22 protein-coding genes and 2 tRNA genes are annotated in these 20,970 nt (G+C 72.1%); 15 read left to right on the plus strand and 9 right to left on the minus strand.

From position 1 onward, the window contains the following. Positions 1-375: hypothetical protein (locus DZG00_RS02815; RefSeq protein WP_311135910.1), on the plus strand; the 375-nt coding region annotated here is incomplete at its 5' end. 10 nt (positions 376-385) lie between these two features. Here DZG00_RS02815 and DZG00_RS02820 read toward each other — a convergent pair. Continuing rightward, entirely contained in the window at positions 386-787 is a 402-nt protein-coding gene (locus tag DZG00_RS02820; protein WP_119455363.1) for a DoxX family protein, read from the minus strand. A gap of 64 nt (positions 788-851) precedes the next feature. On the opposite strand from DZG00_RS02820, the gene serA reads away from it, so the two are divergent. After that, entirely contained in the window at positions 852-2,441 is a 1,590-nt protein-coding gene (gene serA / locus DZG00_RS02825) for a phosphoglycerate dehydrogenase (RefSeq protein ID WP_119382032.1), read from the plus strand. 69 nt (positions 2,442-2,510) lie between these two features. Here the strand turns inward: serA and DZG00_RS02830 are convergent, their stop codons facing one another. After that, positions 2,511-3,146, minus strand: a complete 636-nt coding sequence (locus tag DZG00_RS02830) for a TetR/AcrR family transcriptional regulator (RefSeq protein ID WP_119382033.1) — start codon at positions 3,144-3,146, stop codon at positions 2,511-2,513. Positions 3,147-3,267: 121 nt separating this feature from the next. Here DZG00_RS02830 and DZG00_RS02835 point away from each other — a divergent pair, with 121 nt between their 5' ends. Further along, the gene (locus tag DZG00_RS02835; protein WP_119382034.1) at positions 3,268-4,809 is read left to right on the plus strand and encodes an MFS transporter; all 1,542 of its coding nucleotides are present in this window, start codon (positions 3,268-3,270) and stop codon (positions 4,807-4,809) included. Positions 4,810-4,838: 29 nt separating this feature from the next. Here DZG00_RS02835 and DZG00_RS02840 read toward each other — a convergent pair whose 3' ends face one another. After that, positions 4,839-5,093 carry a DUF6458 family protein gene (locus tag DZG00_RS02840; protein WP_119382035.1) on the minus strand — a complete coding sequence of 85 codons (255 nt, stop codon included), beginning with the start codon at positions 5,091-5,093 and terminating at the stop codon, positions 4,839-4,841. A gap of 103 nt (positions 5,094-5,196) precedes the next feature. Between DZG00_RS02840 and DZG00_RS02845 the strand changes: the two genes are divergently transcribed. From DZG00_RS02845 to DZG00_RS02875, 7 genes are all read left to right on the plus strand, one after another. Further along, positions 5,197-6,264 (plus strand): 3-isopropylmalate dehydrogenase, encoded by a 1,068-nt coding sequence (locus DZG00_RS02845; RefSeq protein ID WP_119382036.1) that lies wholly within the window; start codon positions 5,197-5,199, stop codon positions 6,262-6,264. Positions 6,265-6,272: 8 nt separating this feature from the next. Beyond that, positions 6,273-7,385, plus strand: coding sequence for a branched-chain amino acid aminotransferase (locus DZG00_RS02850; protein WP_119382037.1), 1,113 nt, complete (start codon positions 6,273-6,275; stop codon positions 7,383-7,385). 61 nt (positions 7,386-7,446) lie between these two features. Beyond that, entirely contained in the window at positions 7,447-8,226 is a 780-nt protein-coding gene (locus DZG00_RS02855; RefSeq protein ID WP_119382038.1) for a fumarylacetoacetate hydrolase family protein, read from the plus strand. Positions 8,227-8,228: 2 nt separating this feature from the next. Next, positions 8,229-8,996 carry a hypothetical protein gene (locus DZG00_RS02860; RefSeq protein WP_119381567.1) on the plus strand — a complete coding sequence of 256 codons (768 nt, stop codon included), beginning with the start codon at positions 8,229-8,231 and terminating at the stop codon, positions 8,994-8,996. Between the two features lie 13 nt (positions 8,997-9,009). Next, positions 9,010-10,530 (plus strand): glutamate--tRNA ligase, encoded by a 1,521-nt coding sequence (gene gltX / locus DZG00_RS02865; protein ID WP_119381566.1) that lies wholly within the window; start codon positions 9,010-9,012, stop codon positions 10,528-10,530. Then, entirely contained in the window at positions 10,523-11,473 is a 951-nt protein-coding gene (locus DZG00_RS02870; protein ID WP_119381565.1) for an NAD(P)/FAD-dependent oxidoreductase, read from the plus strand. Before gltX ends, DZG00_RS02870 begins: the two co-directional genes overlap by 8 nt. Positions 11,474-11,563: 90 nt before the next feature. Further along, positions 11,564-11,635 (plus strand) — tRNA-Gln (locus tag DZG00_RS02875). A gap of 139 nt (positions 11,636-11,774) precedes the next feature. Here the strand turns inward: DZG00_RS02875 and DZG00_RS02880 are convergent. After that, positions 11,775-12,785, minus strand: a complete 1,011-nt coding sequence (locus DZG00_RS02880; protein WP_119381564.1) for an aldo/keto reductase family protein — start codon at positions 12,783-12,785, stop codon at positions 11,775-11,777. Positions 12,786-12,921: 136 nt separating this feature from the next. Then, positions 12,922-13,932 (minus strand): aldo/keto reductase family protein, encoded by a 1,011-nt coding sequence (locus DZG00_RS02885; RefSeq protein WP_119381563.1) that lies wholly within the window; start codon positions 13,930-13,932, stop codon positions 12,922-12,924. 125 nt (positions 13,933-14,057) lie between these two features. Here DZG00_RS02885 and DZG00_RS02890 point away from each other — a divergent pair, with 125 nt between their 5' ends. Continuing rightward, positions 14,058-15,017, plus strand: a complete 960-nt coding sequence (locus DZG00_RS02890; protein ID WP_119381562.1) for an aldo/keto reductase — start codon at positions 14,058-14,060, stop codon at positions 15,015-15,017. 73 nt (positions 15,018-15,090) lie between these two features. On the opposite strand, the gene DZG00_RS02895 is transcribed toward DZG00_RS02890, so the two are convergent. The 3 genes from DZG00_RS02895 to DZG00_RS02905 all read right to left on the minus strand — a co-directional run bounded on the left by DZG00_RS02895 (position 15,091) and on the right by DZG00_RS02905 (position 17,517). Next, entirely contained in the window at positions 15,091-16,176 is a 1,086-nt protein-coding gene (locus DZG00_RS02895; RefSeq protein ID WP_119381561.1) for a TerC family protein, read from the minus strand. Between the two features lie 242 nt (positions 16,177-16,418). Then, complete coding sequence (locus DZG00_RS02900) at positions 16,419-16,835, minus strand: DUF3592 domain-containing protein (protein WP_119381560.1); 417 nt, start codon at positions 16,833-16,835, stop codon at positions 16,419-16,421. 43 nt (positions 16,836-16,878) lie between these two features. Further along, complete coding sequence (locus DZG00_RS02905; RefSeq protein WP_119381559.1) at positions 16,879-17,517, minus strand: MBL fold metallo-hydrolase; 639 nt, start codon at positions 17,515-17,517, stop codon at positions 16,879-16,881. 169 nt (positions 17,518-17,686) lie between these two features. Between DZG00_RS02905 and DZG00_RS02910 the strand changes: the two genes are divergently transcribed. From DZG00_RS02910 to DZG00_RS02925, 4 genes are all read left to right on the plus strand, one after another. Next, positions 17,687-17,762: transfer RNA gene (locus tag DZG00_RS02910), tRNA-Glu, on the plus strand. 101 nt (positions 17,763-17,863) lie between these two features. Continuing rightward, positions 17,864-18,586 carry a Type 1 glutamine amidotransferase-like domain-containing protein gene (locus DZG00_RS02915; RefSeq protein ID WP_041464504.1) on the plus strand — a complete coding sequence of 241 codons (723 nt, stop codon included), beginning with the start codon at positions 17,864-17,866 and terminating at the stop codon, positions 18,584-18,586. A 10-nt stretch (positions 18,587-18,596) separates the two neighbouring features. Then, a complete protein-coding gene (locus DZG00_RS02920) occupies positions 18,597-19,283 on the plus strand; it encodes a uracil-DNA glycosylase (RefSeq protein WP_119381558.1) in 687 nt (228 codons plus the stop codon). 53 nt (positions 19,284-19,336) lie between these two features. Then, on the plus strand, positions 19,337-20,026 hold the full coding sequence (locus DZG00_RS02925; RefSeq protein WP_119381557.1) for a GNAT family N-acetyltransferase: 690 nt from the start codon (positions 19,337-19,339) through the stop codon (positions 20,024-20,026). Here the strand turns inward: DZG00_RS02925 and DZG00_RS02930 are convergent. Further along, positions 19,908-20,970 (minus strand): CPBP family intramembrane glutamic endopeptidase (locus tag DZG00_RS02930; RefSeq protein ID WP_147359910.1); only part of this gene is annotated, 1,063 nt, incomplete at its 5' end. The genes DZG00_RS02925 and DZG00_RS02930 overlap by 119 nt on opposite strands.

Here is a 20,970-nt window from a genome sequence, read left to right on the forward strand (position 1 = left end):
GACGCGATGAGCGGCGACCGGGCCGCGGTCGGCGCCCCCGCGACCGCTCCCGTCCGGACGCGGCGTGGCCGGCCGACGCGCGCCGGCTGGGTCGTCGGGATCCTCGGGGCGCTCGCCCACGGGATCCTCGTCTGGCAGGCCGTCGACCAGTACACGGCCTTCCGCGACATCGCGACGGCGTTCGGCGGCACGCTCCGGCCGGGCACGGTGGCGACGCTCGTCGGCGCGATCCTCGCACCCATCGTCGCCTTCGTCCTCGCGGCGCTCGCGACGCGCGGCCGACCCGTCGCCGCGCGGGTCCTCGTCATGCTCGCGGGCCTCGCCGCCGCGAGCGCGCTCACGGTCGGCCTCGCGGCCCTGCTGCCGCTCGTCTAGCGGCGGAGCGCTAGAGCGGCCAGCCCGCGAACAGCACGAGCGCGATCAGCACCACCTGCGCCACGAGGCGCGGCACCAGGGGGATCGCGATGCGTCCGAAGCGCTCGGGGTGCCGGGCGGCGAACGCGTTCGCGGGGAAGACCGCGACGAGGAACACCGCCAGCGCGATCCCCGCCGCGAGGCGCACGGGGTCGACGAGGAGGCCCACGCCGCCCGCGATCTCGCACAGGCCCGTGATCCGGACGAGGGCCAGGGGAGACGGCACGCCGGGGCGCCGGAACGACGGCGGGATGATCGCCGCCATGGCCCGGGCGGCCTTCGGCACGAAGTGGTTCACGCCCATCCCGACGAAGACGACCGCCAGCAGGATGCGCACCCCGAGCTGCACGGCAGCCCACGTCTCATGGCTCATCGGCCCATTCTGGGGCCACTACCATGTGAGGGTCCCAGCCGCCCCCGCCCGAAGGACCGCCTGAATGACCAAGCCCGTCGTGCTCATCGCCGAAGAACTCTCGCCCGCCACCGTCGACGCCCTGGGGCCCGACTTCGACGTCCGATCCGTCGACGGCACCGACCGGCCGGCGCTGCTCGCGGCCCTCGCGGAGGCGGACGCGGTGCTCGTGCGCTCCGCGACGAGGATCGACGCGGAGGCCATCGCCGCCGCGCCCCGCCTGCAGGTCGTCGCCCGCGCGGGCGTGGGCCTCGACAACGTCGACATCAAGGCCGCGACCACCGCGGGCGTCATGGTCGTGAACGCGCCGACCTCCAACGTCATCTCGGCCGCCGAGCTCGCCATCGGCCACATCCTCTCGCTCGCCCGCTTCATCCCGGACGCGAGCGCGTCGCTGAAGCAGGGCCTCTGGAAGCGCTCCTCGTTCACGGGCGTCGAGCTCTACGAGAAGACGATCGGCATCGTCGGCCTCGGCCGCATCGGCACGCTCGTGGCCCAGCGCCTCGCGGGCTTCGGCGCCACGCTCGTGGCCTACGACCCCTACGTCACGCCGGCCCGCGCGCAGCAGCTCGGCGTGCAGCTCCTGCCGCTCGACGAGCTGATGAGGGCGTCCGACTTCATCACCATCCACATCCCCAAGACGCCCGACACGACGGGCCTCATCTCCACGGAGCAGTTCGCGCTCGCGAAGCCGTCCCTGCGCATCGTCAACGCGAGCCGCGGCGGCATCATCGACGAGGACGCGCTGTACACGGCCCTCAAGTCGAAGCGCATCGCGGGCGCCGGCCTCGACGTGTTCGTGAGTGAGCCGCCCACGGGATCCCCGCTGCTGGAGCTCGACAACATCATCGTCACCCCGCACCTCGGCGCCTCCACCGACGAGGCGCAGGAGAAGGCCGGCGTCTCGGTCGCGAAGAGCGTGCGCCTGGCGCTCGGCGGCGAGCTCGTGCCGGACGCCGTGAACGTCGCGGGCGGCGTCATCGACCCGTACGTGCGCCCCGGCATCCCGCTGATGGAGAAGCTCGGCCAGGTGTTCTCGGGTCTCGCCCACGAGGCGCTCACGAGCATCGACGTCGTGGTGCGCGGCGAGCTCGCCGGCTACGACGTGAGCGTCCTCAAGCTCGCGGCGCTCAAGGGCGTGTTCACGAACGTGGTCAGCGAGAACGTCTCCTACGTCAACGCGCCGCTCCTCGCCGAGCAGCGCGGGCTCGAGGTGCGGCTCATCACGGACGCCGTGTCGGAGGAGTACCGCAACGTGCTCAGCATCCGCGGCGCGCTCTCCGACGGCACGCAGGTGTCGGTGTCGGGCACGCTCACGGGCACCAAGCAGATCGAGAAGCTCGTCGAGATCGACGGCTACGACGTCGAGGTGCCGTTCAGCCGTCACCTCATCGTCATGAAGTACGAGGACCGTCCCGGCATCGTCGCGGTCTACGGCAAGGAGTTCGGCGACGCCGAGGTCAACATCGCCGGCATGCAGATCGCCCGCCAGGAGGCCGGCGGCCGCGCGCTCAGCGTGCTCAGCGTCGACTCGCCCGTGCCGGACGGCGTGCTCGAGAACGTGCGTCGGGCGATCCAGGCCACGTCGCTGCGCGAGATCGACATCGCCGACTGATCCCCGTCTGACGGACCACCGCGAGGGCGGCTGCTGCGGCGGCCGCCCTCGCGCCGCGCCCGGGCCCGGTCAGCGGCCGGTGGAGCGGATCCGCACGAGGTCGTCGACCACGCGGATGAGCTCGTCGAGCGCGTCGTCGGCCGGGGCGGATCCGCCGAGCCAGGGCTGCAGCGCCGAGTTGTAGTAGAGGCCGTCGCCGATGAGGAGCACGGCCCGCGCGACGGCCGGGTCGCCCACGGCCTCGAGGATCACGGCGGCCCACTCGTCCTGCAGGTGCGTGAGCGTGTCGCGGGCGCGCGGGTGGTTCCCCTGCGCGAGCCGGGAGGTCGCGACGTAGGCGCGGTCGAAGGGCGTGGCGGTGGAGAGCGATCCGCGGATCCACCGGTCGACGGGCCCGCGCTCGGCGTGCCGGAGCCGCTCCACGTCCTCGCGCGCGAGCGCGGCCATGCGGGCGAGGAGCCCCTCGACGAGAGCCTCCTTGCCGCCGAAGTGGTAGAGCAGCCCGCCCTTGGAGACGCCGGCCGCGGCGGCGACGGCCTCGAGGGTCGTGCCGCGCTCGCCCTGCTGCACGAGCAGCTCCTCGAAGGCGTCGAGGATGCGGTCGCGCGCGGTGCCGCCGGGGGAGGACGTGGCGTCGGACTCGGGTGCGGGCCCGGGTGCGGACTCGGGCTCGGGCGCGGGGTCGTCGGGCGGTGTGGCGGGCATGGATCCAGCGTAGCGGCGGGTTGCCCGCTGTACCGACCGGACGGTACAGTGATCCCGGCCGCTCCCGCGGCCCCGTCCGCGCATCCCGCGCCGTCGCCGCCCGACGTCAGGAAGCCCCGTCATGTCCACGCCCCGCACCGCATCCGTCCCCGTGACCGCCGCCACCGGCCGCGCCGGGCGACGCCAGTGGGCCGCGCTCGTGGTGCTGATGCTCCCGGTGCTCCTCGTCTCCATCGACAACACGGTGCTGAGCTTCGCGATGCCGTCCATCGCGCGCGACCTCGAGCCGTCGGGCGCCGCGCAGCTCTGGATCATCGACGCCTACCCGCTCGTGCTCGCGGGACTCCTCGTCGCGATGGGCAACATGGGCGACCGCTACGGCCGTCGCCGCCTCCTCATGATCGGCGCGGCCGGCTTCGGCCTCGTCTCGGCCCTCGCCGCGTTCGCGACCGACGCCTCGCAGCTCATCGGCGCCCGTGCGCTGCTGGGCTTCTTCGGCGCGATGCTCATGCCCTCCACGCTCTCGCTCCTCCGCTCGATCTTCACCGACCGCAAGCAGCGCCGCCTGGCGATCGCCATCTGGGCGTCGGGCTTCTCCGGCGGATCCGCGCTCGGCCCGCTCGTCGGCGGCGTGCTGCTCGAGCACTTCTGGTGGGGATCGGTGTTCCTGGTGGCCGTGCCCGTGCTGCTGCCGCTGCTGATCCTCACGCCCGTGCTCGTCCCCGAGTCGAAGGACCCGGCGCCCGGTCCCATCGACGTGGTCGCGATCCTGCTGTCCCTGGCGACCGTCGCGCCCATCGTCTACGCGATCAAGACGTTCGCGACCGAGGGCGTGACGCCGCTCGCCATCGCGGCGCCCGTCGTCGGCGTGGTCGCGGGCATCCTCTTCGTGCGCCGCATGTCGCGGGCCCGGAACCCGATGCTCGACGTGGCGCTGTTCCGTGAGCCCGTGTTCACGGGAGCCGTGCTCGTCAACCTGCTGAGCGTCGTGTCGCTCGTGGGCTTCCTCTTCTTCGTGACGCAGCACCTGCAGCTGGTCGCGGGGCTCGACCCGCTCGCGTCGGGCTTCGCGCTGATCCCCGGATCCGTCGTGGTCATCGTCTCGGGCCTCGTGATCGTGCCCATCGTGGCGCGCGCCCGTCCATCCCGCGTGGTGGCGATCGCGCTCGCCTTCTCGGCCGTCGCGTACGTGATCCTCGCGGCGACGGGCAGGGGCGCGTCGGTCGGGCTCCTGGTGTTCGCGTTCTGCCTGCTGGGCGCGGGCATCGGCGCGTCGCAGACCATCTCCAACGACCTGATCATCGCGGCCGTCCCACCCGCGAAGGCGGGTGCGGCGTCCGCGGTCTCCGAGACGGCGTACGAGGTGGGCGCGGTGCTCGGCACGGCCGTGCTCGGCAGCATCGTGACGGCCAGCTACCGCACGGGACTCGCGCTGCCCGCGGGCCTCTCCGACAGGGACGCGTCCGCGGCCCGGGAGACGCTCGGGGGAGCGGTGTCGGTCGCCGAGCGCGTGCCGGCGGACGTGGGGTCGGCGCTCCTCGAGTCTGCGCACCAGGCGTTCGACGGCGGCGTGGTCACGACGTCGATCATCGGCGCGGTGCTGATGCTGGGCGCCATCGTCATCTCGCTCACGAGCCTCCGCCGCGCCAGCTCGCACGACTGAGCGGGCGCGCGGGTCAGCGCCTCAGCGCCTCAGACGACGTTGTCGTCGGAGCGCTCGCTGCGCGTGATCCGCTGGCCCGTCTGCGGGTCGATCCGCGTGCGGGTCTCGCTGACCGCGGTGCGGCGACGCGCGAGCAGGGCGATGCCGATGATGATCACCAGAGCACCGCCGCCCATGAGGATGTAGCCGACCAGCTGCAGGTCGACGCCGGGGACGGTGAGGTCGACGGCGAACGCGAGGATCGCGCCGACGACGACGAGGAAGATGCCGAGTCCGATGCTCATGGGAGGTCCTTCGATCGTCGGGAGGTGAGCCTCGAGCCTAGCGAGCGGAGCCCTCCGACGGACGGGTAACCTGGCCCGACACCCACCGAGCCCGGGAGGATCCATGCCCCGCACCATCTCGCTCGCCGTCGTCCCCGGGGACGGCATCGGCCCGGAGGTCGTCCACGAGGCGTTGCGCGTGCTCCGGGAGGCGGTCCCGTCGGACGTGTCGCTCGACACCACGCAGTACCCGTTCGGCGCCGGGCACTTCCTCGAGACCGGCGAGATCCTCACCGACTCCGACCTGGCGGCCCTCGCACGGCATGACGCGATCCTGCTCGGCGCGGTCGGCGGCGACCCCCGCGATGCGCGCCTCGCCGGCGGCATCATCGAGCGCGGCCTGCTCCTGAAGCTGCGCTTCGCGTTCGACCACTACATCAACCTGCGGCCCACGACCCTGCTGCCGGGCGTCGTCTCACCTCTCGCCGCACCCGGGGAGGTCGACTTCGTCGTCGTCCGCGAGGGCACCGAGGGCCCGTACGCGGGCAACGGCGGCGTGCTCCGCCGCGGGACCGAGCACGAGATCGCGACCGAGGTGTCCGTCAACACGGCGCACGGCGTCGAGCGCACCGTCCGGTTCGCGTTCGAGCTCGCGGAGAAGCGCGACCGCAAGCACGTCACGCTCGTGCACAAGACCAACGTGCTCACGTTCGCCGGGTCCCTGTGGCAGCGCACCGTCGACCGCGTCGCCGCCGAGCACCCCGACGTCACGGTCGACTACCTGCACGTCGACGCGACCATGATCTTCCTGGTCACCGACCCGTCGCGCTTCGACGTGATCGTCTCCGACAACCTGTTCGGCGACATCATCACCGACCTCGCCGCGGCCATCTCGGGCGGCATCGGCCTCGCGGCGTCCGGCAACGTCAACCCCACGGGCGCGTTTCCGAGCATGTTCGAGCCGGTGCACGGATCCGCGCCCGACATCGCCGGCCAGCAGAAGGCCGACCCGACCGCGGCCATCCTCTCGGTCGCGCTCCTGCTCGACCACCTCGGGCTCCCCGAGGCCGCCGCGCGCGTCACGGCCGCCGTGTCCGCCGACCTCGCCGCGCGCGCCTCGAGCGGCGCGGCACCCCGATCCACCGCGGACGTCGGCGACGCCGTGCTCCGCGCCCTCTCCACGAACCACTGAAGGACCCCATGAGCTCCACCAGCACCGCCGCCGCCTTCCCGCTCGCGTTCGCGCGCACCCCGTCCGAGACGGCCCGCGCCGACGCCGAGCGGGAGGCGATCCTCGCGGACCCCGGCTTCGGCAAGCACTTCACGGACCACATGGTGCAGATCGACTGGACCCTCGACGGCGGCTGGCACGACGCCCGCGTCGTCCCGTACGGGCCGCTCCAGCTGGATCCGGCCGCGAGCGTGCTGCACTACGGCCAGGAGATCTTCGAGGGCATGAAGGCGTACCGCCACGCCGACGGATCCGTCTGGACCTTCCGCCCCGACCGCAACGCGGCGCGCCTGCAGCGCTCGGCCCGCCGCCTCGCGCTGCCCGAGCTCTCGACCGAGGACTTCGTCGAGTCGGTGACGCAGCTCGTGCGCGCCGACATCGAGTGGGTGCCGCGCGCGGCGGAGCAGAGCCTCTACCTCCGCCCGTTCATGATCGCCAACGAGAGCTTCCTCGGCGTGCGCGCCGCCCAGCGCGTGGGCTACTACGTCATCGCGAGCCCCGCGGGCGCGTACTTCACGGGCGGCGTCGCCCCCGTCTCCATCTGGCTGTCGACGCAGTACTCCCGCGCCGGCAAGGGCGGCACGGGCGCCGCCAAGTGCGGCGGCAACTACGCCGCCTCGCTCCTCCCGCAGGCCGAGGCCGCGTCGCACGGCTGCGCACAGGTGCTCTTCCTCGACTCCGAGGAGGGGCGCTACCTCGAGGAGCTCGGCGGGATGAACATCGTGCTCGTCTACGAGGACGGCCGCCTGGTCACGCCCGATTCGGAGAGCATCCTCGAGGGCATCACGCGGGACTCGATCCTGGAGCTCGCGCGCGACCGCGGCCTCACGGTCGAGAAGCGGCGCGTGGAGCTGTCCGAGTGGGTCGACGGCGTCGCGTCGGGCGAGATCACCGAGGTGTTCGCGTGCGGCACGGCGGCGGTCATCACGCCCATCGGCCGGCTGCTGGGCGAGGGCCTCGACGTGGGCGACATCGACGCGCCCGCGGGCGAGCTGACCATGTCTCTGCGCCAGGAGCTCACCGACATCCAGTACGGGCGGATCCCGGACCGCCACGGCTGGCTCACGCGCCTCGACGGGTAGCGCGCAGCCCGGTGCCTGGTGCGGGCGGCTGCGCGCCGCCCGCACGGCTAGGGTCGTCAGCGTGAAGATCGCGCGATTCAGCACCGGTGACGACCCCCGCTTCGGCATCCTCGACGAGGAGGAGGGCCACCTGGTCGTCCTCACCGGCGACCCCATGTTCAGCGGCTACCAGACCACGGGGGAGCGCGTGCCGCTCGCCGACGCGCGGCTGCTCGCGCCCGTGATCCCCCGCTCGAAGGTCGTCGCGGTGGGTCGCAACTACGCCGCCCACGCGGCCGAGCACGGCAGCGAGGCGCCCACCACGCCGCTCATCTTCCTGAAGCCCAACACCTCGGTCATCGGTCCGGACGACGCGATCCGCCTGCCCGCCGACAGCCAGCAGGTCGAGCACGAGGGCGAGCTCGCGGTGGTCATCGGCCGGATCACGCGCGACGTGTCCGTGGAGGACGCGGCGCGCTCGATCTTCGGCTACACGATCGGCAACGACGTGACCGCCCGTGACATCCAGCACTCCGAGAGCCAGTGGGCCCGTGCCAAGGGCTACGACACGTTCTGCCCGCTCGGCCCGGTCATCGAGACCGAGGGCTCGTTCGAGGACGCGCTCATCGAGACGCGCGTGGACGGGGAGCTCCGCCAGTCCGGCCGCACGAGCGAGATGGTGCACACCGTGCCCGAGCTCATCGTGTTCGCGTCGCGCGTGTGGACGCTGCTGCCTGGCGACGTGATCCTCACGGGCACGCCGGCGGGCGTCGGGCCGTTCACCGACGGCCAGGTCGTCGAGGTGTCGATCGAAGGCATCGGCACGCTCTCGAATCCCGCGCGCGCCCGCGCCCGCGCCTGACCGTGATCCGCCTCGGCCGTCCGGCGCGCGTCGCGCTGGCGGCCGCCGCGGTCGCGCTGCTCTCGGGCTGCGTGTACGACGTCTCCGACTACGGGCTCGAGACGCCGGGACCCTCGGCTGCTCCGACGCCGTCCGCGTCGCCGACCCCGGGGGCCGAGGAGCTCGGCCTGCCGGCGGGCTGCACCTCGTCCGACCTCTCGATCGACTGGGCGGAGCCGCAGGCCGGCCCGGACGACGAGCTGCTCGCCGTCCGGGTCATGCAGGTGCGGATCCCGAGCGCGGGGGAGCAGCCGGGCCTCGGATCCACGACCCAACGCGTCACGCGCACCGACACCGCCCTGCGTCCGGCGCTCCGCCTGGAGCTCGACGAGCGCGACGGGTCCGCCGAGCCGGTCGACGACAGTCTCGCCCCGCCCGAGACCTGGGCCGCGTTCCTCCGGGCGGACCTCCGCGACCGCGGTCTCGTCGGGCCGCGGTTCGGGCGACCGCTGCAGATCACCTCGTTCGATCCCGTGCTCGACCGCGAGGCGCGCTACGTCATCGGATACCTGGGCTCCGCGCAGTCCGCGCACGTGACCGTCACGGGCTGCGACGGCGCGTTCCGCGGATCCGGGACGCTCGAGGGGCTCGACCCGATGCGCTACGCCGGCGCCGTCCTCCTCGAGTGCGGGGTGCCGCCCGGCGACCAGTACGACCGGTGGGACCTGCTCGAGCCGTACTGCGCTGACGGCCAGCCCGGGACCGCCGGGGAGGGCACGCCCGCGCCCTAGAATCGGATCCAGGATGACTGAGACAACCGCGCACCCCGTGACCACCGCTTCCGGCACCGACGTCCGCGTCCGGTTCTGCCCGTCCCCGACCGGCACGCCGCACGTGGGGCTCATCCGCACGGCGCTCTTCAACTGGGCGTACGCCCGCCACACCGGCGGCAAGCTGGTCTTCCGCGTCGAGGACACCGACGCCGCGCGCGACAGCGAGGAGAGCTACGAGCAGCTCATCGAGGCGCTGCGCTGGCTCGAGATCGACTGGGACGAGGGGGAGGGCGTCGGCGGACCGCACGCGCCGTACCGCCAGTCGCAGCGCACCGACCTCTACCTCGATGTCATCGCGAAGCTCACCGCGTCCGGCCACCTCTACGAGAGCTACGCCACGGCCGAGGAGATCGAGGCGCGCAACCGCGCCGCCGGCCGCGACCCGAAGATGGGCTACGACAACTTCGAGCGCGACCTCACCGAGGCCGAGCGCCAGGCGTTCCGCGACGAGGGCCGCTCGCCCGCCCTCCGCCTCCGCGTGCCGGACACCGACCTCTCGTTCGACGACCTCGTGCGCGGCACGGTCACGTTCCCGGCCGGTTCCTTCCCCGACTTCGTGCTCGTGCGCCCGAACGGCGCCCCGCTCTACACGCTCGTGAACCCCGTCGACGACGCGCTCATGGGGATTACGCACGTGCTCCGCGGCGAGGACCTGCTGTCGTCGACGCCCCGACAGATCGCGCTGTACCACGCCCTCATCGACATCGGCGTGGCCGACGCCATCCCGCGCTTCGGCCACCTGCCCTACGTGATGGGGGAGGGCAACAAGAAGCTCTCCAAGCGCGACCCCGAGTCGAACCTGTTCCACCACCGCGACCGCGGCTTCATCCCCGAGGGCCTCATCAACTACCTGGCGCTGCTCGGCTGGTCGCTCACGCACGACCGCGACGTCTTCTCGCGGATGGAGATGATCACCGCGTTCGACGTCGCCGACGTCACGCCCGCCCCTGCCCGCTTCGACCTCAAGAAGGCGGAGTCGCTGAACGGCGACCACATCCGCCTGCTCGCGCTCGACGACTTCGCCGGGCGCCTCGTGCCGTACCTGCAGGCCGCGGACGTGGTCGGCGCGGAGCTCAGCCACGACGAGAAGCGCATGCTGGATGCGGCCGCGCCCCTCGTGCAGGAGCGCATGCAGCTGCTCGGCGAGGCGCCCGACCTGCTGTCGTTCCTCTTCACCACGGCCGACGCGCTGCCCTACGACGACGCGGCCGTCCAGGCGCTCAAGGACGATGCCCCCGAGGTCCTCGCCGCCTCCCGCGGCGCGCTCGACGGCGTCCCGCACACGCAGTGGGACGTCGACCTGGTGCAGGAGATGCTCCAGAACACGCTCATCACCGGCATGGGCATGAAGCCGCGCCTCGCCTACGGGCCGCTGCGCGTCGCCGTCTCGGGGCGTCGCATCTCGCCGCCGCTGTTCGAGTCGATGGTGCTGCTCGGCAAGGACGAGACCATCGCGCGCCTCGACCGGCTCGCCGGGATGCTCGGTGAGTGATCCCGGGGTCGCGGGATCCACCGCGAGCGGCGACGCCTACGACGTCGTCGTCATCGGCGCGGGTCCAGCGGGCCTGTCCGCCGCGCTGAACCTGGTGCGCGCCCGCCGCCACACGCTGGTGCTCGACAGCAGCCGCCCGCGCAACGCCGCGACCCTCATGTCGCACGGCTTCGTCACCCGCGACGGGATCTCCCCGCTCGAGCTCCGCAAGCTCGGACAGGTCGAGGTGGAGGGGTACGACGAGGGCGAGTTCCAGCTCGCCGTCGTGCAGTCCGCGGAGCCCGCCGAGGGCGGCTTCACGATCCGCGCGAAGGGCGTGCGTCGCGCGCCCGACCGCGAGGTACACGCGCGGCGGATCCTCATCGCCACCGGCCTCGTGGAGACGCTGCCTGACCTGCCGAGCATCCGCGCCTACTACGGCACCGCCGTGCACAGCTGCATGGAGTGCGACGGCTACGAGAAGGCCGACGAACCGCTCTTCCTCATCGGCGAGACCGACGACCTCGTGGAGCGCGCGCTGCTGCTCTCGCAGTGGTCGCGCGACATCATCGTGTTCACCAACGGCGTCGCGCACATCGACGAGGCGGGGGAGCGCGGGCTAGCGTCCCTCGGAATCCGCGTCGACCGCCGGCCCGTCGCCGACATCGAGGGCGAACGCGCGGTCGTCACCGGCCTCCGCATGCAGGACGGCTCCCTCGTCCCGCGCACCGGCGGCTTCGTGCGCCCGCGCTACTCGACCGCCCTCGACTTCCTCTCGGGGCTCGACCTCGACACGGATCACGACGGCCACATCGCCGTCGACGCCGAGGGCCGCACGTCGCACGAGGGCGTCTACGCGGCGGGCGACAGCTCGCAGCCGGGCCCGCAGCAGCTGATCATCGCGGCCGGCTTCGGCGCGCGTGCCGCCAGCGCGATCAACCGGGACCTGCTGCCCGCGATCTGACCCGCCGCGGGCCTGTCGGGCGGCCGCCGGTTTGGCGCGGATCCGGCCGATGGGCTACACTCGACGAGGCCCGATCGCGCATCGGGGCCTTGGGGTATGGTGTAATTGGCAACACGGAAGATTCTGATTCTTTTGTTCTTGGTTCGAGTCCAGGTACCCCAGCACTGAATACGCAGGAAATGACAGGCCCGGATATCCGGGCCTTTTCCTTTTCCCTCTCGCGCGTTCCCGCGACATACGACGACGGCCCCGCCCGAGCATCTGCTCGAGCGGGGCCGTCGTCGTGTTCAGCGGGAGCGGATCAGGCGAGGCGCCCCTTCGGCGAGCTCTCGCTCGTCTTCGACGGGTCCTTCTCCACGATGTCGCCGAGGGCGTCGTCGATGCGGGTGAGGAGCTCCGCGGGGATCTTCACGCCGGACGCCTTGACGTTCTCGTGCACCTGCTCGGGACGCGAGGCGCCGATGATCGCCGAGGCGACGTTGTCGTTCTGGAGCACCCACGCGACGGCGAGCTGGGCGAGCGAGAGGCTCAGCTCGTCGGCGACGGGCTGCAGCTCCTGCACGCGGCTGAGGACGTCGTCGTTCATGAAGCGCTTGATCATGTCGGCGCCGCCCTTGTCGTCCGTGGCGCGGGATCCCGCGGGCAGGTCCTGGCCGGGCTTGTACTTCCCGGTGAGGACGCCCTGGGCGATGGGGGACCAGACGATCTGCGAGATGCCGAGCTCGGCGGACGTGGGGACGACCTCCTCCTCGATGACCCGCCAGAGGGCCGAGTACTGCGGCTGGTTCGAGATGAGCTGGAAGCCGAGCTCGCGGGAGAGGCCGTGCGCCTCACGGAGCTGCTCGGGGGTCCACTCGCTGACGCCGATGTAGAGCGCCTTGCCCTGGCGGACGACGTCGGCGAACGCCTGCATCGTCTCCTCGAGAGGGGTCTCGTAGTCGTAGCGGTGGGCCTGGTACAGGTCGACGTGGTCGGTCTGGAGGCGCTCGAGCGAGCCGTCGATCGACGCCATGATGTGCTTGCGCGAGAGGCCGGTGTCGTTGTGGCCCTTGGCGCCGGTCGGGAAGTAGACCTTCGTGAAGATCTCGAGCCCGTCCCTGTTCTCGCCCTTGAGCGCGTCGCCGAGGACCTTCTCGGCGACGGTGTTCGCGTAGCCGTCGGCGGTGTCGAACGTGGTGATGCCGGCCTCGAGGGCCGCCTGCACGCACTGGGTGGCGGTGTCGTTCTCGACCTGCGACCCGTGGGTCAGCCAGTTGCCGTACGTGATCTCGGAGATCTTGAAGCCTGAGTTGCCTAGATAGCGGAATTCCATCCTCCGAGCCTACGCCGCGCGCGCTGGACGGCGACGGCACGCCAGCTGTCCGCGGGGAGGACGGCGGGTGCACGGACGGCCCCGGCCGAGCGAGTGCTCGAGCGGGGCCGTCCCTGTGATCAGCGGATCCAGGGGATCACGCCTCGCGGGTCTTCGGCGAGCTGTCCTCCGTCTTGCGCGGGTCCTTCTCGACGATGTCGCCGAGGGCGTCGTCGATGCGGGTCAGCAGCTCGGCGGGGATCTTGACGCCCGACGCCTTGACGTTCTCGTGCACCTGCTCGGGACGCGAGGCGCCGATGATGGCGGACGCCACGTTCTCGTTCTGCAGCACCCACGCGACGGCGAGCTGCGCGAGGGACAGGTCGAGCTCGTCGGCGACGGGCTGGAGGTCCTGCACGCGCTGCAGGGTGTCGTCGTTCATGAAGCGCTTGATCATGTCGGCGCCGCCCTTGTCGTCGGTCGCGCGCGATCCGGACGGCAGGTCCTGGCCGGGCTTGTACTTGCCCGTCAGAACACCCTGCGCGATGGGGGACCAGACGATCTGGGAGATCCCCAGCTCCTTCGAGGTCGGCACGACCTCCTCCTCGATGACGCGCCAGAGTGCGGAGTACTGCGGCTGGTTCGAGATGAGCTGTAAGCCCAGCTGCTCGGCGAGCTCGTGGCCGGCGCGCAGCTGCTCGCTCGTCCACTCGCTCACGCCGATGTAGAGCGCCTTGCCCTGGCGGACGACGTCGGCGAAGGCCTGCATCGTCTCCTCCAGGGGCGTCTCGTAGTCGAAGCGGTGCGCCTGGTAGAGGTCGATGTAGTCCGTCTGGAGCCGCGTGAGCGAGCCCTCGACGGAGTCCATGATGTGCTTGCGCGAGAGACCGGTGTCGTTGTGGCCCTTGGGTCCCGTGGGGCCGAAGACCTTGGTGAAGATCTCGATCGAGGCACGCCGCTCGTCCTTGAGCGCCTCGCCGAGCACCGTCTCCGCCTTGGTGTTGGCGTAGACGTCCGCGGTGTCGAACGTGGTGATCCCCGCCTCGAGCGCGGCCTTCACGCACGCGGTCGCGGTGTCGTTCTCGACCTGCGATCCGTGGGTGAGCCAGTTGCCGTAGGTGATCTCGGAGATCTTGAAGCCGGAGTTGCCGAGGTATCTGAATTCCATGCTCCGACCGTACGCCGGGCACCTCCGCGGCTCCGCACGAAAGTGTGCGACGGGCGGGTCCGCCGCGACGGCCGCGACCCAGGGGCGGCCGGGACGCCGCCGGGAGCCCGGAGCATGCTGGATCCATGAGCCGCATCGACCTGCCCGAGCTCGGCCTCGGCACCACCACCCTCGGCAACCTCTACCGCGCCATCCCGGACGACCAGGCGCGGGAGGTCGTGCGCGCCTCGTGGGACGCCGGCATCCGGTACTTCGACACCGCGCCGCACTACGGGCTGGGCCTCGCCGAGCGCCGGCTGGGGGAGGCGCTGCGCACCCACCCGCGCGACGAGTACGTGGTCTCCACCAAGATCGGCCGGGTGCTCGAGCCCGTCGACGCCGAGGGCCTCCGGGACGACGACCTCTTCGACGTCCCCCGCGACCACGTGCGCCGCTGGGACTTCAGCGCGGACGGGGTCCGGCGCTCCCTCGACGACTCGCTCGCACGGCTCGGCCTCGACCGCGTGGACGTGCTGCTCATCCACGACCCCGACGAGCACCTCGACCAGGCCGTGCACGAGGCCGTGCCCGCGCTGGCGCGGCTCCGCGACGAGGGCGTCGTCGGCGCCATCGGCGTCGGATCGGGCACCCCGCGCTCGCTCGCGGCGCTCATCGGCACGGGCGCGCTCGACGTCGCCATGGTCGCCGGCCGCTACACGCTGCTCGACCAGTCGGCGCTGCACGAGGTGATCCCGGCCGCCGAGGAGCACGGCACGCGCATCATCGCCGTGAGCGTCTTCAACAGCGGCATCACGGCGTCCGACGACCCGGCCGACGGCGCGACCTACGAGTACGGGCCGGCCTCCGAGGAGGTGCTCGCGCGTGCCCGGCGCATCGCCGAGATCTGCGCGGGGTACGGCGTGGAGCTGCCGCAGGCCGCCATCCGCTTCCCGCTGCGGCATCCCGCCGTCGGCACCGTGGCGATCGGCATGGCGTCGCCCGAGGAGGTCCGCGCTGACGCGGCCCATGCCGGCCGGCCGGTGCCCGAGGAGCTGTGGGCCGAGCTCACGGCCGAGGGCATGATCCCCGAGGGCCCGCTCGCCTGATCCGCGCGTCCCGCTGCGCGACGACGCCCGCCCCCGGATCCGGGAGCGGGCGTCGTCGTCGTACGGGGGAGCGCTAGCGGCGCGGGGCGTCCGCGTCGACGCTGCGGCCGGAGCCGCGGGCCGCGTCGTCGTCCGCGCCGGCCGGCGCCTTCTCGCCCTCGACGGATGCCGCGGAGTCGGTGCCCTCCACGGCGGTGGCGTCGCGCTTCGTCTTGGCGAGGCTCGCGACGGTCGCCACCGTGATGGTGAGGAGGATGAACGACAGCGAGAACCAGATCGGGATCTCGGGAGCCCACAGCATCGGCTCGCCGCCGTTGATGAACGGCACCTCGTTCACGTGCATGGCGTGCAGCACGAGCTTCACGGCGATGAAGCCGAGGATCACGGCGAGGCCCTGCGAGAGGTACACGAGGCGCTCGAGGAGGCCGGAGATCAGGAAGTACAGCTGGCGGAGGCCCAGCAGCGCGAAGGCGTTGGCGGTGAAGACGATGTACGCCTCCTGCGTCAGGCCGAAGATCGCGGGGATGGAGTCGAGCGCGAACAGCACGTCGGTGAGGCCGATGGCGAGCATCACCAGGAACATCGGGGTGAAGAGCTTCTTGCCGTCGACGCGGGTCGTCAGCTTGTCGCCGTCGTAGTGGTCCGAGGTGGGGATGAAGCGGCGGAGCGTGCGGATGAGCTTCGAGTCCGACTCGTCCTCGTCGTGCGTCTCCTTCATCTGCTTGTAGGCCATGACCAGCAGCAGCGCGCCGAAGAGGTAGAAGACCCAGGAGAAGTTGTCGATGATCGCGGAGCCCATGGCGATGAAGATGCCGCGCATCACGAGCGCGATCGCGATGCCGACGAGCAGCACCTTCTGCTGGAAGGCCCGCGGCACGGCGAAGCTCGACATGATGATGAGGAAGACGAAGAGGTTGTCGACGCTCAGCGCCTTCTCCGTCACGTAGCCGGCGAAGTACTCGCCGCCGAAGGTCCAGTTCGAGAAGACGCCGACGCCGACGCCGAAGACGAGCGCGATGACGATGTAGACGACCGACCAGGTCGCGGACTCCTTGATCGTGGGCTCGTGCGCGTGGCGGACGTGCGCGTAGAAGTCGAAGACCAGCAGGCCGAGGACGGCGGCGATGGTCGCGGCCCAGAGCCAGAAGGGGACATCCATTTCGAGGGTTCTCCAGTACTCGGACCTCTCGGGTCCGGTGGGGTACTGAAGGTCTCCTCCACCCCGCGAGCTGCTGCTCGCGGAACCGGCCGCACGGGTCGGAGTGGTCCGACCGTATTGACGACACGACCGCCGGATGGGAGTACTCCCCTTCGAGCGATCACTCTATACGGCCGCATGGAGCGCACCGGACCACGCGGGCGGATCCCCAGGCGCCGCCCGTGCCGGTGGCGGGCCGGCGGCTACTCGAGGAAGAGCAGCACGATGCCCGCGACCGCCGCCAGGGCGCCGATGCCGATGAGCACCAGGCCGGTGACGCGCAGCGCGCGGCCGTCGAGCTCGGGCGCGTGCGTGCGGACGCGCCACGGGGAGCGCGGCGAGAACCAGACGCGCACGTCGGATCCGGCGTCCAGGTCGCGGGTCTCCGGGGTGTCGGCCGGCGCCTCGTGGACGTCGCCCTCGTCGTCGAACCAGCGGAGGACGCGCGCGGGCGCGGACCCGTCGGCGGAGGAGCCGTCCGCGACGAGGCCCTCGGTCGCCTTCCAGCGCCTGCCGAGCAGGCGCACCGAGAGGCCGGCGACGTAGAGCAGGATGCCGGGGACGAGCGCGATCCAGGTGAGGAACTCGATGATGAGCGATGCGGCGGCGAGACCGTCCATGCCTTCAGACCCCGCGTCCGCTCGTCGAGAGCCCGAACAGGGCCTAGAGGTCGATGCTATCGCCGGGCTCGAGGGCGTGGAACTCGCCGCCGCCCTGCTCGGTCGCCCACTGCAGCCGTCCGTTCGACATGGTCTTGCCCGCGGCGGACAGCACCATCTCGTGCGTCGGGAACGCGCGACGCGGCTTCACGGCCAGCACGTAGTCGATCGACTCGCTGATCTTCATCCACGGTGCGCCCGCGGGAGCGGCGAGCAGGTCGACCTCGACGCCCTCCGGCACGACGAACGAGTCGCCCGCGTAGTACAGCGTGTCGTTCACCAGCACGCCGAGGTTGTCGACCACGGGGATCGACTCGTGGATCACGGCGTGCGAGCCGCCGAAGAAGCGCAGCGTGAAGCCGCCGACCACGATCTCGTCGCCCGCGTGCACGACCGTCACGTCGAAGCCGTCCGCGGCGGCCGCCACGCCCTCGGGTGCGTAGATGGGGACGCCCTCGTTCTTGTCGAGGATCCGCTTCAGCTGCTCGGGGGTCCAGTGGTCCGGGTGCTCGTGCGTGATCACGATGGCGTCGGCGTTCATCGCCTCGGTGATGGGGGTGGTGAACGAGCCCGGGTCGATGAAGAGCTTGCGCCCCGAGAGTTCCAGGACCAGGGCGGCGTGCTCGAGCTTCGTCAATCGCATGAGTGGAGCCAACACCGTCGAGGCGGCGGGGGCAAACCGGCGCGCGGGGGCGTCGTCCGGCGGCGATCGGGGGCGCGCGATCGCCGTGTTCGCGGGCGGATCCGGCCCGGTCGGGCCTCGATTTGGTCGGGCTGTGCGCGCTGTGGCATACTCGACGAGTTGCAAAAACGGCCCCATCGTTTAGCGGCCTAGGACACCGCCCTCTCACGGCGGTAACACCGGTTCGAATCCGGTTGGGGTCACCACCGCATGATCCAGCCCGGCTCCTCCTCACGGAGGCGCCGGGCTTTCTTCTTGTCCGTCGGCCGCGGGCCGGGCGCACGGCTGCGCCCTGTACCGTCGAGGGGTGAGTGTTCACCTGGTCGGAGGCGGCCTGTCGGATGACGACACCCCCCTCCTCGCGCGGTTCCTGTCCGAGGCGACGACGAGGGCGACCGATGCCGCCCGGTTGGAGCCGGCCCGCATCGCCGTGGTCCTCGTCCACGACGGGCTGGGCGCCGAGTGGTTCGACCAGTACGCCGCCGCGCTCCGTGCCGCGGGCGCGTGCGAGCCGGTGGCCGTGCTGGCGCCCGAGGGCGGATCCATCGAGGTCGCGCAGCTGCAGGACGTCGACGGCATCGTCGTCGGCGGCGGCCTGACCCCCGCGTACCGCCAGGCGCTCGAGCCCGTCTTCGGCGAGATCCGCCGCCAGGTCACCGCCGGGGTCCCGTACCTCGGCTTCTCCGCGGGTGCCGCGGTCGCCGCCGAGACCGCCATCGTCGGCGGGTGGCGCATCGGAGACGTCGAGGTCGTGCAGGAGTCCGCGAGCGAGGACCTCGACGAGGTCACGGTCGAGCAGGGCATCGGCCTCATCGACGTCGCGGTCGACGTGCACGCCGCCCAGTGGGGCACCCTCACCCGGCTCATCGCCGCGACCGAGGCGGGGCTCGTCGAGGGCGGCGTCGCCATCGACGAGGGCACCGTGCTCATCGTCGGCGAGGGCCAGCTGGTCGTCGAGGGGCGCGGCAGCGTCTGGTCGGTCATCGGGTCGGAGACGGGCGTCACCGTCAGCTCCGCCGGCGCCTCCTGATCCGCTGCCCGTGGCGCTGACCCTGCCCGAGCTCGTCGAGCGCGGCCTCATGGACGCCGGTTGGGCCGAGGTCCTCGATCCCGTCGCCGACGACATCGCGCGGATGGGGGAGTGGCTGCGCGCCGAGGTCGCCGCCGGCCGCCCCTACCTCCCCGCGGGCGACCGCGTGCTGCGCGCGTTCCAGCAGCCGCTCGCCGACGTGCGCGTGCTCATCGTCGGGCAGGATCCGTATCCCACGCCCGGCCACCCCGTCGGCCTGTCGTTCTCCGTCGAGCCCGACGTGCGGCCCGTGCCGCGTAGCCTCGTCAACGTCCACCGGGAGCTCCGCGACGACCTCGGGATCCCGACGCCCGCGCACGGCGACCTCACCGCGTGGACCCGCAGCGGCGTGCTGCTGCTCAACCGCGTGCTCACGGTGCGGCCGGGCACGCCCGCCTCGCATCGCGGGAAGGGGTGGGAGGCCGTGACCGAGTGCGCGATCCGGGGGCTGGCGGCGCGCGGCGGCCCGCTCGTCGCGATCCTGTGGGGCAAGGACGCGGGTTCGCTCGCGCCGCTGCTCGCCCCCGTGCCGTCGATCACCTCCGCGCACCCGAGCCCGCTGTCGGCGTCGCGCGGGTTCTTCGGCTCGAAGCCGTTCAGCCGGGCCGACGCGCTGCTCGCGGAGCAGGGCGCGGCTCCCGTCGACTGGCGGCTCTGAGGGCGCACCGCGGGATCCGTCCGTGCGCGACGCGGTCCCCGTAGGATCGCGGCATGCTCGAGGAGGAATACCAGCGGAGGCGCCGCCTGCCCGCCCACCTCCGGAAGCCCGCGCCGCCGCTGCCCGTCTTCTCCTACGAGATCCGGCCGGCCGCGACCTCCGACCTCCCGGACATCCGCGAGATCTACAACCACTACGTGATGAACAGCACTGTCACCTTCGACGAGACGCGCATGACGCTCGCCCGGTGGCGCGGCCGGTTCGGCCAGCTCGAGCGCATGGGCATGCCGTTCCTCGTCGCCGTCTCGCCGTCCGGGCAGGTGCTCGGCTACGCGCTCGTCGAGCCGGTGGGGAACCGCCGGTCGTCGCGCACGACGGTGGAGGACTCGATCTACCTCGGCGCCGCCTCGACCGGCAAGGGGCTCGGGCGGGCGCTGCTGGTGGCGCTCGTCGAGGCGTGCCGGGAGGCGCGCATCCGGGAGGTCATCGCGGTCATCGCCGACCAGGGCGCGGACGCCTCGATCCGGCTGCACGCGTCGCTCGGCTTCACGGAGAGCGGGCGGATGGGCCGCGTCGGGTGGAAGTTCGGGCGCTGGCTCGGCACCGTCACCATGCAGCTCACGCTCAAGCCGACGGAGTCCCCGGGGCTGTGGGCGCGGGCCATGCGGCGAGCGACGCCTGCCGCTGCCGCTCCTGCTCCCACCACGCCCGCTCCCGCTCCCGCCGCTCCTCCTTCGCGGTGAGCGGGCGGGGCGCGACCGTCTCCACGCGGTGACGGCGCGCCCACCAGCCGGTGAGGAGCGCGGATCCCAGCACGACGGCCATCGGCAGGAGCATGAACGGCCCGCCGGTTCCCGCGCTGCGGTCGAAGCTCTGGGACATCTGGCCGAGGATCACGGTGGGGATGAACAGCAGCGTGTTGTTGAGCGCGTGGATGAGCACGGGCGCCTCGAGCCCGCCCGTGAGGCGCGCGGAGAGCGTCGCCGACAGGCCGAAGACGAAGTAGTAGGCGATGAGCCACGGGTCCTCGGCGAAGTGCGCGAGCGCGAACAGGGAGCTGGAGAGCACCGCGCCGACGACGAGGGCGGCGCGGGTGCTGCGGAACCAGGATCCGGCCGAGCGCTGGATGAGGCCGCGGAAGCCGTACTCCTCGCCGGCGGACTGCAGCGGGGTCGTGAGGAGCACGATCGCCAGGTAGAGCACGACCTCGCCGTCGAAGCGGACCTCGCCCGACGGGTCGAGCGCGAACGTGACGCCGATGTAGACGAGGAAGACGGGGGCCATCACGAGCGCGGCGCGGCCGAGCCAGCGCCAGCGGAAGCGGCCGGCGATGGAGGACATCGCGCCCATCCGCACGCCGAAGAGCCAGCGCTGCAGGAGCATCGAGACGGGGATCAGGGCGGCGAGCGAGAGGTTCGTGGCCAGCAGCACGATGGGCGTCATCGTCGTGAGGGACGCCTCGTCGGCCGGATCCATCCGGCCGGTGAGGATCTCGATGAGGATCGCGGCGCCGCCGAAGACGATGGACAGGCCGAGGAACGCGACGCCGAAGAGGACGAGCGCGAGGATCCCGCGCCAGGGGCCGCCGGTGTCGCGGAGGCCGTGGTGGTACGGGACGGGCGGGCGCTCGGGGAGCGGCGGGAGCTCGGGCGGGAGCGCGCCCGGCGTGCTGGCCGCCGGGGGAGCG

The organism is Clavibacter lycopersici (genome assembly GCF_003576405.1).
GTDB lineage: Bacteria > Actinomycetota > Actinomycetes > Actinomycetales > Microbacteriaceae > Clavibacter > Clavibacter lycopersici.